At 74.4% G+C, this 12301-nt stretch carries 8 protein-coding genes; 4 read left to right on the forward strand and 4 right to left on the reverse strand.

Translation table 11 applies throughout. The features are described from left to right. Nucleotides 1-6: 6 nt before the first annotated feature. Nucleotides 7-789 (forward strand): diguanylate cyclase domain-containing protein, encoded by a 783-nt coding sequence (locus tag AMIR_RS34925; protein ID WP_015805717.1) that lies wholly within the window; start codon nt 7-9, stop codon nt 787-789. Between the two features lie 142 nt (nt 790-931). On the opposite strand, the gene AMIR_RS34930 is transcribed toward AMIR_RS34925, so the two are convergent. From AMIR_RS34930 to AMIR_RS34940, 3 genes are all read right to left on the reverse strand, one after another. Continuing rightward, the gene (locus AMIR_RS34930) at nt 932-3994 is read right to left on the reverse strand and encodes a beta strand repeat-containing protein (protein WP_015805718.1); all 3063 of its coding nucleotides are present in this window, start codon (nt 3992-3994) and stop codon (nt 932-934) included. Nucleotides 3995-4170: 176 nt separating this feature from the next. Beyond that, the gene (locus AMIR_RS34935) at nt 4171-5013 is read right to left on the reverse strand and encodes a hypothetical protein (protein ID WP_015805719.1); all 843 of its coding nucleotides are present in this window, start codon (nt 5011-5013) and stop codon (nt 4171-4173) included. Nucleotides 5014-5297: 284 nt separating this feature from the next. Next, nucleotides 5298-7772 (reverse strand): hypothetical protein, encoded by a 2475-nt coding sequence (locus AMIR_RS34940; protein WP_187313469.1) that lies wholly within the window; start codon nt 7770-7772, stop codon nt 5298-5300. 101 nt (nt 7773-7873) lie between these two features. Between AMIR_RS34940 and AMIR_RS34945 the strand changes: the two genes are divergently transcribed. Continuing rightward, nucleotides 7874-9082 carry an AI-2E family transporter gene (locus tag AMIR_RS34945; protein WP_015805721.1) on the forward strand — a complete coding sequence of 403 codons (1209 nt, stop codon included), beginning with the start codon at nt 7874-7876 and terminating at the stop codon, nt 9080-9082. 15 nt (nt 9083-9097) lie between these two features. On the opposite strand, the gene AMIR_RS34950 is transcribed toward AMIR_RS34945, so the two are convergent. After that, nucleotides 9098-10297, reverse strand: a complete 1200-nt coding sequence (locus AMIR_RS34950; protein ID WP_015805722.1) for a GGDEF domain-containing protein — start codon at nt 10295-10297, stop codon at nt 9098-9100. A gap of 162 nt (nt 10298-10459) precedes the next feature. Here AMIR_RS34950 and macS point away from each other — a divergent pair, with 162 nt between their 5' ends. Both macS and AMIR_RS34960 read left to right on the forward strand, forming a co-directional pair. Next, nucleotides 10460-11605: a MacS family sensor histidine kinase gene (macS, locus tag AMIR_RS34955; RefSeq protein ID WP_015805723.1), complete on the forward strand. Its 1146-nt coding sequence runs from the start codon at nt 10460-10462 to the stop codon at nt 11603-11605. Further along, a complete protein-coding gene (locus tag AMIR_RS34960) occupies nt 11602-12261 on the forward strand; it encodes a response regulator (RefSeq protein ID WP_015805724.1) in 660 nt (219 codons plus the stop codon). The genes macS and AMIR_RS34960 overlap by 4 nt, the downstream gene beginning before the upstream one ends. Nucleotides 12262-12301: the final 40 nt, after the last annotated feature.

Consider the following 12301-nt stretch of genomic DNA (forward strand, 5'->3'; position numbering starts at 1 on the left):
ACTGCGATGCGCACCCGGATCGGTCACTGGGACGAGCTGCTCGCGCAGCTCCCCGTGGGCGTGCTGCTCCTGGACTCGCGGGGCGCGGTGCTCGCCGAGAACCGGGTGGCCGCCGAGCTGGGCGCGGCGGGTGAGGCGCGCGACGACTCGGGCGCACCGCTGCCGTCGCGGGCCGAGCTGGCCGGGCAGGTGCTGCGCAGCCGGTCGACGCTGGTGCTGCCGGTGGTGCTGCCGCGCACGCGGGTGTGGGCCGAGTACCGGCCGCTCGACGAGCGGGTGCTGGTGCTGCTGCGCCCGGTGCAGGCCGACGTGTCGCACAGCGCGGGCCTGGTCGACCCGCTGACCGGGCTGCCCGGCCGGGCGCTGCTGCTGGACCGGCTGGACCAGGCGCTGGTGCGGGCGCGCACGCACGGCACGCTCGTGACGCTGGTGCTGCTGGACGTGCGGCACCTGGCCGAGGTGAACCGGGCGCACGGGTTCCACCGGGGCGACGAGCTGCTGGTGGTGCTGGGCGCGCGGCTCAGGGCCGGCCTGCGCGCGGACCACACGGTGGCCAGGTACGGCGGCGACGAGTTCGCGGTGGTGGCCGAGCACCCGAACGGGACGGGCGAGGCGGTCGCCGCGCGGGTCGGCGAGCTGGCGGGCCGCGCGGTGCGGGTGTCGGGCGCGCGGGTGCGGCCGGGGGTGCGGGTGTGCTGGGTGACCGGCGACGGCGCGATCCCGGTGCACGCGCTGGTCGGGCACGCGCAGGACCGGCTGCGCGGGCGCGACCGGGCCCGCGAGAACTGACCGCGAGAACTGACCCGCGAGGCCCGCAAGCGCTTGGCGCCGCGCGGATCTCGGCGCACACCCCCGGACAAGGGCCCGGCCCCCGGCGCGTGTCGCGCCGGGGGCCGAGCGGGAGGGTGGTTCAGCTAGTCGTGCTCAGCGCTCAGAGCGAGCCGAACATCGACGGGATCGCCAGCAGCGAGCCGAGCGGCGAGCCGCCCTTCTGGCCGCCGAGCTGCTCCAGCGGGTTGACCTTCAGGCCGCTGGTGGCCTTGGTCAGCTGGTCGGTCGGCAGGGTCGGGGCCGAGGAGCGCTGGCCACCGGTCAGGCCGCCCACCAGGGGCAGGCCACCGCCGGTCAGACCGCCGACGACCGGCAGGCCGCCACCGGTCAGGCCACCGACCAGGGGCAGACCGCCACCGGTCAGACCGCCGACCACGGGCAGGCCACCGCCGGTCAGGCCACCGACGACCGGCAGGCCGCCGCCCTGGGCGCTGCGACCGCTGATGCCCGGCAGGCCACCGGCCAGGCCACCGACCAGCGGCAGACCGCCACCGGTCAGGTTGCCCACGGGCAGGCCGCCGGTCAGGCCGCCGACCACGGGCAGACCGCCCGCGAGGCCGCCCACGACCGGCAGGTCGCCCTGGAACGAGCGCTCCATCATGAAGACGTTGTTCAGCAGCGGCAGGCTCGTGATCGACAGGTGGCGGTCGACCGAGCTGGGCAGGTTGATGCCCTTGGTGTCGGCCGCGCCGTCGACCTCGTCGCCGGTCTCGACGTCGTGAGTGCTGGACACCAGCGTGGTGGCGGTGCCGAGGACCTGCGCGGGCACGTCCACCACGGTCGCGGCGGCCTCGACCGGCGCGTACACCTCGGCGGCGGACAGCGAGCCGGAGCCCACCGTCTCGGTGCTGCCGCCGACCTGGGTCACGGCGGTGGAGTCGGTGACGCTGTCGGCCAGGCCCAGCACCGACACGGCGTCGCCGTGCACGGCCGGGTTGCCGGAGATCGGCGCGGTCACCAGCATCCCGGACGCGGCCGAGTCCAGGCCCGAGGTGTCGTGGTCGCCGCCGACGACGAGGGTGCTGTCGTTGGTGTGGGTGGTGTTGCCGTTGCCCGCCACGCCACCGGCGATGCCGAACACCTGCGCGGGCAGGCCGATCTGCGGGGCGATGCCGTTGCCGGACACCGAGGCGTTGTCGCCGTTGGTGGCGACGTTGCCGCCGGTGGTGACGTCGGCGGTGTTGGTGGTGACGACGTCGCCGTTGCCCGCGACCACGACCGAGTGGCCGAAGGACTGGAGCGTGGACGCCAGCGGGACCGAGGCGACGTTGCCCGCGATCGCGCCGTCCTCACCGGTGGAGACGGCGTCGCCGCCGACCGTGGAGGTGAGGAAGTTGTCGCTGTTGCTGTAGTGGTTGCCGCCGACGCCCACCGCGGACCCGAAGACCTGCGCGATGTTGTTGGTCGGCAGGTAGCCGATGTTGCCGGAGATCGAGCCGTGCTTGCCGGTCGCCTCGGCCGGGCCGCCGACGTCGAAGGTGCTGTCGCTGGTGGCGGTCGCGTTGGTGTTGCTCAGGATGCCACCGGCCATGCTGTGCATCTGCAGGCCGAGCGCGGTGGGCAGGCCGACCGCGTTGCTGGACACCGTGCCGTCGTCGTCGCGGGTGTTCGGCTCGCCGCCGACCGCGGAGCCCTTGACCTCGTCGGCCGTGCCGTCGGCCTGGCCCAGCACGGAGAACGCGTTGCCGAAGGACTCGGCGGGCACGAACGAGGGCAGCGACACCAGGTTGCCGGACACGACGCTGTCGTTGCCCCGGCTGGCGTTGAGGCCGCCGACCTCGGTGGTGACGAGGTTGTTGCAGTTGCCGTCGGCGTTGCCGCCCGCCGAGAGGCCGGTGCCGCACAGGTCGGCGGGGGCGGTCACCGGGGCGGAGACCACGTTGGAGCCGAGCACGGCGCCGTCGCCGTTGGTGAAGGTGTTGCCACCCACCAGCGTCGTGGAGTCGTTGGTGTGGTCGGCCGCCGCGTTGCCGAGGACCGCCGCGCCGTTGCCGCCGACCGCGGCGGGCAGGCCGATCGGCAGGTCGCCGATGCTGCCGGACAGCGTGCCGTTCTCGCCGGTCGTGCTGGTGAAGCCGCCGACCTGCGAGTAGTTGGACGCCGAGGAGGTGGCGGTGGAGTTGCCCGCGACCACGACCGCGTTGTCGTCGGCCGAGATGGGCCCGGCGATCTGCGGCTGGAGGATGTTGCCCGCCAGGGTGCCCCGGTTGCCCGAGGTCTCCGCGTAGGTGGGCAGGTCGAAGATGCCGGTGTGCTCGCTGCCCGCCGTGGCGGTGGCCGAGTTCTCGGCGAGCACGTCGCCGTTGCCGAGCACGCCCGCGGCGTTGCCGTTCACGGCGGCGATGGGCGCCAGCGGGGCCAGCAGCGCGTTGCCGCCGCCGAAGCTGTCCGCGCCGCTCGTGGTGATGGTGCCGGGCACCTCGGCGGTGACGTCGGACGAGCCGTTGGCGAGCGCGTTGCCGATCGTGCCGACCGCGTTGTTGTTCAGCTGCACCGGCACGGCCCACTGGCCCGCGACGACGTTGCCGGACAGCGAGCCGCGCTCGCCGGAGGTGGTGATGTCGCCGCCCGCGACGGCGGACTGCGACGCGGTGGTGTTGGCCTCGGCGTTGCCCAGGCCGGCGATCGCGTTGCCGGTGACCGAGGTGGGCACGGCGGCGGCGATGGCGACGACGTTGCCCGCGAGCGAGTCGCGGGAGCCGTCGGTGATGGTCGTGCGGGTGCTGCTGGCCTCCTGCTCGCAGTCGGCCTCGACGTAGGCGTCGCCCAGCGCGCCGATCGCGTTGCCGCACACCATGACCGGCACGACGAGGTCGCCGACGATGCGGTTGTTGCGGATGATCTGGTCGGAGCCGATGCCCCGGCTGTCCTTGACGAGCGGGTTGGACTGCTTGCCCATCATCGTGTTGAGCGAGGGGACGACGAGCTTCTCGTCGATCTCGGGCAGCTCGACCGCGTCGCCCAGGACGCCGATCGCGTTCTTCTCGACGAGGACGGGGATCTCGATGTCGACGTCGGCCAGCTCCTGGCCGATGCTGTCGAGCATGGAGGGGGCGAGGTCGGGGCTGACCCGCTCCTCAGCGGAGGCGATGCCCGTGCCGAGCATCAGCAAACCACCGGTGACAAGTGCGGACTGGAGACCGCGCTTGGCCCAGGTCTGCATGTTTTCTCCTTCGATCAGTGAATGGGGGGTGGTCGGACGCGGACGGCGTCTGGGGGACGACCACCCGATTTCGGAAGAGCGCGCGGCGGATCGCCCGGAACGCGGTGCTCAGCGAAGAGCGCGCAGGCCGGAGACCGAGGGGCACGGGTGTGCCGCCTCGAAACCGCGCGCGGTGATCAGTCGGGGGTGATGCCGGGCTGCTTGCCGGGCATCGCGGTGTTCCGCTCGGTGGCGGGCAGCAGTGCCCGCGCCGCAGCGGTGGGAACACCGGAGGTGGACGCGATCGTGGAGAGCGCGCCGCCGTTGTTGTTGGACGAGGAAGCGCCGTCCGCACCGCACGAGCAGTGGGCGGGCGTGCCGGAAGCGGGCACGACCGGGACGGACGGCCGGTCCGGGGTGACGGGCTGCGCCGGGCGCGCCTCGGCTGCGGGCGCTTCATTGCGCGACCGCTCGACCGGGGCCGCCGGGGCGGCGCTGGCCCTGGTGGACCGCTGCTGGGCCTCGACCTCGGCCGCGGCCGGGGTCTCGGGGGCCGCGACGGGCGCGGCCTCCGCTTCGGCCGGGGCCTGGTGCTGCTCGGGGAGCGCCGGGATCGCGGTGGGCGCGAGGGCCGCGTCGACGCGCGGGGCGTCCTGGACCTCGACCACCTGCAGCACCGGTTCGACCCCGAGCAGGCCGCCGACCTGGCCCACGGCGCCGCGGATGTCCTCCGCGACGCGGCCCAGGTCGGCTCGCGGGATCTCGACCAGCGCCTCGCGCTGGGCCCGGATCGCCGCGTCGAGGTCGTCCACCGCCTTGTCGACGGGGGAGAGGACCTCGCTCAGCGGGCCGCCGCCCAGCACGCCCTCCGAGAGGACGCCGACCGGGTTGAGGTCGAGGGTCTCGGCGGAGGCGGGAGCGGCGGACAGCGCCCAGGCGGCGGCAGTGCCAGCCAGCGCGCCACCGGCGACGAGCAGAGCGCGGGACAGCAATCCGCGGAAGCGGACCACCTTCCCGACTCGCTGCGCCGCTGCGGACACGCTGGTACCTCCACCTGGGAAAACGGACTTGGGGAGCCGACCCGCACGATCACCGCCGTGGCTGGCCGACGCCGAGAGCCTGCCAGGGCTGCTCCCCTTGGCGCACCCCTTGACTGCTCTGTTCGCCGGATCGTGTGATCGCCACTCTGAGTTTCACCAGGATGACGCGGGGTAGCCGAGAAAATCTCGGTTCTTCCGTGTCACGCGCCCCTCGCGGGAACGCCGCCGCAGGTCAGCCGTTCGTGGACGACCGAACCGGAACGGCGGCGTCCCACCGGGCCCCGCTAGACCCGCTTGAGCACGCGGGCCGCGCCCGCCGCCGCCGTGGACGCCAGGATCCAGCCCACCGCGATCAGCGCGCTGGCGATCCACTGGGACGCCCCGGTGAACTGCCAGCGGTTGTCCTGCCCCAGGTCGATGATCGGCAGCAGCAGGTCGGCGGCCAGCAGCCACGGGTTCCACACCGGCGACTCGTCGTCGTTGAGCTTGAGCATCTCGTGCCACTGGAACCACAGGGCCCCGAACAGCCAGAACGCGGTGAGCCAGGTGATCGCCAGCCACGGCCGGTAGCCGTAGCCGACGGTCCAGCGCTGGAGGAAGCCCCACGCCCGGTGCGCCAGGCCCAGCTCGGAGTACCGGCGGTGCTGCTTCTCGACCAGCACCACCTGCGCCAGCTCCTCGTCGCCGCCCTCCCGGTAGACGGTGGCCAGCTGCTCGTACGGGCCCGGCGCGAAGTCCGGCTGCACCTCGCGCAGCCAGCGCAGCCGGGTGCGCACGTCCACGTCCGGGGAGGAGGCGATGGACCCGAAGGTGAAGTCCTCCACCGCGACCCCGCCGCCCGCCGCCCACAGCCCCGGCCCGTCCACGACCGAGGCGGCGCGGGTCCCGGTGAGCACGACCCGGCCGCGCGGGGCCTGCTCGGCGTCGAGCCGCAGCACGAGCTGCTGGGCGGTCATGCCCCTGGCGCCCAGCGCGGTGCCGTCGGGGTCGTGGCCGAGCAGGGCGCCCGCGAACGTGGCGGTCTTGCCGACCTCGGCCAGCAGCAGCCGGACGCCGCCCTCGGCGGTGAAGCCGCCGCTGCACAGGAGGTCCTTGCCGACGGTGGCGACGCGGGCGTCCAGCGAGGGCTTGGCGGTGCCGTCGTCCCGGCGGCGCGGGTCGCGCAGCACCGCGCCGGAGCAGTCGAGGGTGGAGCCGATCTCGGCGTTCTGCAGGCGCAGGGAGCCCTGCGCGCGCAGGTCGCGCAGGAAGAGCGTGCCGCCGACCTTGAAGCGGTCGGCGAACAGGACGTCGATGCCGGGGCCGACCAGGCGCGCGCCGGACAGGCTGGCGCTGCCGCGCACGCGGGCGTCGACCAGGCGGACCTGGCCGTAGGCGAGCAGCGCGGCCTCGCGGGCGCTCGGGCCGGTGAACGCGCCGTGCGCGGCGCCCCTGGCGTCGAGGTCGCCCCGGACCTGGACGCCGTCGGCGTGCAGCGCGACGGGGATGTGCAGGATGCCGTCGTCCTCGGCGCCGGGCTCGGGCTCGTCCCCGACCTCGGCGGACCCGGCGGCGGCAGCGGTTCCGGCGGCAGCGGTTCCGGCGGGCCTCGTGGTGGCCCCCGCGGGGACGTCGACGCCACCGTCCTCCCCCGCACCACCCGCGCCCGCCTTGCCCGCCTCGCCCGCCCGCGCCCTGATGGCCCGCTCGACCAGCGCCTTCTGCCCGATCCGCGCCCCGGACAGCCGCAGGTACCCGCCGATCTCCGCGTTCGGCAGCCGGACCGTCCCGGTCGAGGTGAAGCCGTCGTCCAGCTCCACGTTGCCGTCGACCCTGATCCGGTCGGCGACCAGCGCCGCCGCCTCGTCGGCGGTGCCGCGCGGGATCACCAGCACCGGGCGCTCCACGGTGCTCGCCCGCAGCCGCGCGCCGGAGAGGACGACGTTGCCGCCGACCCGCGCGCCGTCCAGCAGCACCCGGCCCTCGGCGGTGAACCGGCCGCCCTCGGCGTCGCAGAACAGGCTGCCCGCGACGCGGACGCCGCTGGCCTCCAGCGCGTTGTGGCCGGGGTTGATCAGCCGGGCGCCGCCGAGGTGGACGCTGCCCCCGAAGTCGGCGCCGCGCAGCCGGACCTCGCCCTGGGCCCGCAGCGCGACCGCCATCAGCGAGCCGGAGACCCGGATCCGGGCGGCGAGCAGGGCGTGCGCGCCGCCGCGCAGGACCGCGCCCGCCAGGCGGAACGTGCCGTCGACGGTGGCGTCGGTCAGGTCGACCACGCCGTCGCTGGTGAACCCGGCCTCCAGGACCAGGTCGCTGCGCACCCGGACGTTGCGGGCGCGCAGGCCCGGCACCTTGCAGCCGCGCATCCGCAGCCCGACCAGGCGGGCCATCCGCAGGTCCGGCGGCTGCTCGAAGGTGCAGTCGAGCAGGTCGACCACGTGCTCGATCCGCGCGCCCTCCAGGCCGAGCAGGCCCACGACGTGCGCGTTGATCAGCCGCAGCGCGGGCGGCCCCGGCGGCGCGGTGCGGGCGGACGCGAACTTGGCCGGGATGAACCTGGCCGGGGTCGACCGGGGCTTCGGGTGCTCCTCGGGGTCGGTCTCGGCGACGGCCGCCCTGATGGTCGCGGGCCGGATGGTCGCGGTGCCGTTGAGCAGCGCGGCGAGGAACGCCCCGCGCACCGTCCGCTCGCGCTGCGGGGTCCTGACGCCGAACCTGAGCCGCGTGCCGCCCGCGAAGGCGGCGGCCACCCGCTCCTCTGCTGCGCTGATCGCTTCCACCTCCCGATCCGATCATCCGGGTGGCGCGCTTGACCAGGTCCGGTGACGGGTACTGCTGAGCTGCGCGAAGTCGGGACCCCGGCGGGGGTGGGCGGGATACGGTGATCGGCGTGGGCACACCGGATTGGGAGAGCAGCAAGGTTCCCCCGCTGCTGCGGGTGAGCGCGGCGCTGAGCTGGCGGTTCGTCGCCGTCGTCGGCGCGCTGTACATCGTGTCGCAGGCCGTGGGCTACATGGCGTCGGTGATGATCCCGGTGGGGATCGCGCTGCTGCTGGCCGCGCTGCTGTCCCCCGCGGTGACGCAGCTGACCAGGGTGGGCGTGCCGCGCGGCCTGGCCACCGGGTTCGTGCTGGTCGGCGGGCTCGCGGTGGTCGGCGGGGTGCTCACGTTCGTGATCACCGAGTTCTCCAACGGCCTCCCCGAGCTGCAGAACCAGGTCACCGCGTCGCTGAGCACGATCCGGGACTGGCTCAAGGACGGGCCGCTGCACCTGAGCGAGCTCCAGCTCCAGCAGTACGTCGACCAGCTGCTGGAGACGGTCAAGGCCAACCAGGGCGAGATCACCTCGGGCGCGCTGACCACGGCGGCGACCGTGGGCGAGCTGCTGACCGGGCTCGTGCTGGCCCTGTTCACCCTCATCTTCTTCCTGCACGACGGCGACGGGATCTGGCGGTTCATCACCCGGATCGTGCCGCGCGACGTGCGCGCCAGGGCCGACCTGGCCGGGCGGCGCGGGTTCGCCTCGCTGGTCAGCTACGTGCGGGCCACCGCGGTGGTCGCGGTGGTGGACGCGGTCGGCGTCGGCATCGGGCTGTGGATCGTCGGGGTGCCGCTGGTGGTGCCGCTGGCGGCGCTGGTGTTCCTCGGCGCGTTCATCCCGATCGTCGGCGCGGTGATCACCGGCGTGGTGGCGGTGCTGATCGCGCTGGTCGCGAACGGCCCGGTGGCGGCGGCGGTGGTGCTGGCGATCCTGATCGGCGTGATGCAGCTGGAGAGCCACGTGCTGCAGCCGCTGCTGCTGGGGCGCGCGGTGAAGCTGCACCCGCTGGCGGTGGTGCTGGCGATCTCGACGGGCCTGGTGGTGGCCGGGATCGCGGGCGCGCTGCTGTCCGTGCCGCTGCTGGCGGTGCTGAACTCGGGGATCAGGTCGCTGCTCTCGGACGCGGACAAGCACGTGGACCCGCGGCGGGTGGACGTGGACGAGCCGCAGGCGTCCGCGCCGAAGGACTTGGGGGACGAGCACCGGGTGGACGAGCTCGGTTCGGACGACGACGACAAGAAGAAGGAGAGCGGTCGAGGGCGCCGCTGACCCCGCGCTCCCGGCTCAGGCCATCTCGACCAGGTTCCGCCCGTAGCTCTTGGCGGCCAGCAGCGCCGAGTCGGCGGCGACCATCAGGTCGGGCAGCTCGTAGCCGAAGCGCTGGGTGGTCGACACCCCGATGCTCACCGTCAGCCCGGTGAGCAGGTGGGCGTGGCCGTCGGTGCGCACGGTCGGCACCTGGAGGTCGGCGATGGCGTGCCTGACCCGCTGGGCGACCGACCTGGCCACGGCCGGTTCGGCGTCCGGCAGCAGCACCACGAACTCCTCGCCGCCGAACCGCCCGACCAGGTCGCCGCGCCGGGTGCTGGTGTTGAGCAGGCCCGCCACGGCGCTGAGCGCGGCGTCGCCCGCCAGGTGCCCGACCAGGTCGTTGACCTTCTTGAAGTGGTCGAGGTCGAGCAGCAGCACGGCCATCGGGCGCTCGGTGGCGCGGGCCTTGGCCAGCTCGTAGCGGGCGCGGCCGTCCCAGTGCGCGGCGTTGGCCAGCCCGGTCTTGGCGTCGCGCTGCGCCGACCGCCGCCAGTGCGGCAGCTGGGCGGCCCGCTCCAGCAGGGCCAGCGGCGGGCCCGCGACCACGGCGTGCACGGCCGTCGCCAGCGCGGCGAACCCCATCAGGCCGCCGATGCTGACCGCGACGACGCCCAGCACCACGTCGATCGGCTCGCCCACGACCTCCTCGCTCGGGGCGCGCGGGCTGCGCAGCTTCAGGCCGAGCGAGATCAGCGCCGCGCGGACCGTCAGCAGCATGGTGGCGCCCAGGACCAGCACGTCCAGCCTGCCCGTCGTCGGGTGCTCCCAGCCGATGGCCAGCCGGGTGCCGAACACCGCCAGCGCCGTCGAGGACAGGGTGAACAGCCAGCGGTGCACCTCGGGGCGCTGGTCGAGCAGGCCGTGCAGGGCGGGGCCGAACAGCAGCAGGACCAGCAGGTTCCCCGGCAGCGCGACCAGGCCCGCGGTGAGGTAGGACAGGTGGGCGGCCCACGGGTTGCGGGCGATCTCGCCGACGCGGTCGCTGTACACCGAGCTGACGATGATGACGGCGCCCGCGGTGCCCGCGATGGCGGAGAAGCGGGCGATCTCCTCGGGGGTCGGCCGCTCGGTGGCGACGATCGCGAGGACCGAGGCGGCGAGCGCGGCGGCGTCCACCAGGAGCCAGTAGGCCAGCGCGGGTCGCCGCAGCGTCCACAGCGGCCACTCGCGCACGCGGAAAACCTCCCCTGCCGGAGGACGCCCGACGCGGTCACCCCCTGCGACGGGCACCGGACCCGGTCAGCCTTCCACAAGCGGGTGCGGCGGAACAGACGGCCACCTGGGGGTTAGCCGCAGGGCGCGGACACGGCAGGATAGGGGTGGGGAGGGCTCCGGATGGCACAGGCACAGCAGACCGGTTCGGGCGCGGCCGGGTTGGACGATCCCGTGGCGCACCTGTGGCGGGCCACGATCGTGCTCCGCGTGGTGACGTTCTTCTTCGCGCTGGGCACGGTCCTGGTGCAGCAGAGCGGGTACCAGCGGCCGTGGTTGGCGTGGGTGGCGCTGGGCCTGATGGCGGTCTGGACGGTGGTCACCTCGGTGGCGTACCGGGGGCCGTCGGGGCAGCGGACGTGGCTGGTCGTGACCGACGTGCTCGTCGTGTGCGCGATCATGTCGCTGTCGCTGCTGGTCCTGACGCCCGCGCAGTTCCTGTACGGCGTCCCGCTGATCACCACGATCTGGGCGTCGGCGCCCCCGGTGGTGTGCGGCGCGCACGGCGGGCAGTACGCGGGCGCGGTCGGCGGCGCGGTCGTCGGGTTGAGCACGTACCTGAACCGGGGCGACCTGAACACGGACCTGGTGCGGGACGTGGTGCTGCTGGTCGGGTCGGGGTTCATCGTCGGCATGGCGGCGACCGTCGGGCGCAAGTCGTCGGCGCAGCTGGCGCAGGCGCTGCGGGCCGAGGCGGCGACGGCGGAGCGCGAGCGGCTGGCCCGGTCGATCCACGACGGGGTGCTCCAGGTGCTGGCGCGGGTGCGCAAGCGCGGCAACGAGCTGGGCGGGGAGGCCGCCGAGCTGGCCGAGCTGGCCGGTGAGCAGGAGGTGGCGCTGCGCACGCTCGTGGCGGCGTCGCCGGAGGAGACGACGGAGAGCGGCGAGGCGGACCTGCGGCCCGCGCTGCAGCTGCTGATCACCCCGAAGGTGCACGTGGCGACGCCCGCGACGCACGTCATGCTGCCCGCCAGGACGGTGATCGAGCTGGTGTCGGTGGTGCGCGAGGCGCTGTCGAACGTGGAGAAGCACGCGGGCCCGGACGCTCGGGCGTGGGTGCTGCTGGAGGACCTCGGCGAGGAGGTCGTGCTCAGCGTCCGCGACGACGGGCCCGGCATCCCGGAGGGCAGGCTGGCCAGCGCGGAGGCCGAGGGTCGGATGGGGATCGCCAAGTCGATCCGGGGCAGGGTCGAGGCCCTGCGTGGGACCCTGGAGCTTCAGACCGGGCCGGGGGAGGGCGCGGAGTGGGAGGTGCGGGTCTACCGATGAGCAGCGTGACCGTGATGGTGGTGGACGACCACCCCCTGTGGCGCGACGGTGTGGCGAGGGACCTCGCCGAGCGCGGTTTCCAGGTGGTCGCCACCGCCGCGGACGCGGGCTCGGCGGTGCGGATCGCGCGCGCCGTGCGGCCCGCCGTGGTGCTGATGGACCTGAACCTGGGCGAGGCGGCGTCGGGGGTCGACGCGACGCGGATGATCGCCGGTGAGCTGGAGGGCACCAGGGTGCTGGTCCTGTCGGCGAGCGGCGAGCACGACGACGTGCTGGAGGCGGTGAAGGCGGGCGCGTCGGGCTACCTGGTGAAGTCGGCGTCCGCGGAGGAGCTGGTGGAGGCGGTCAACCGGACGGCGGCGGGCGACGCGGTGTTCACGTCCGGCCTGGCAGGGCTGGTGCTGGGGGAGTACCGCAGGATGGCGGCGGCCCCGGACGAGGTGGACCGGCCGCAGCTGACCGACCGGGAGACCGAGGTGCTGCGGCTGGTGGCGAAGGGCCTGACGGCGAGGCAGATCGCGACCCGGCTGGTGATCTCGCACCGGACGGTGGAGAACCACGTGCAGTCGACGCTGCGGAAGCTGCAGCTGCACAACCGGGTGGAGCTGGCGCGGTACGCGATCGAGCACGGGCTGGACGGGGACCCGGAGGGCTGAGGGGCCGGAGGGTTCCCCGCCCGCTCGGCCACCTCGGGTC

Source organism: Actinosynnema mirum DSM 43827 (assembly GCF_000023245.1).
In the GTDB taxonomy this organism is placed as follows: domain Bacteria; phylum Actinomycetota; class Actinomycetes; order Mycobacteriales; family Pseudonocardiaceae; genus Actinosynnema; species Actinosynnema mirum.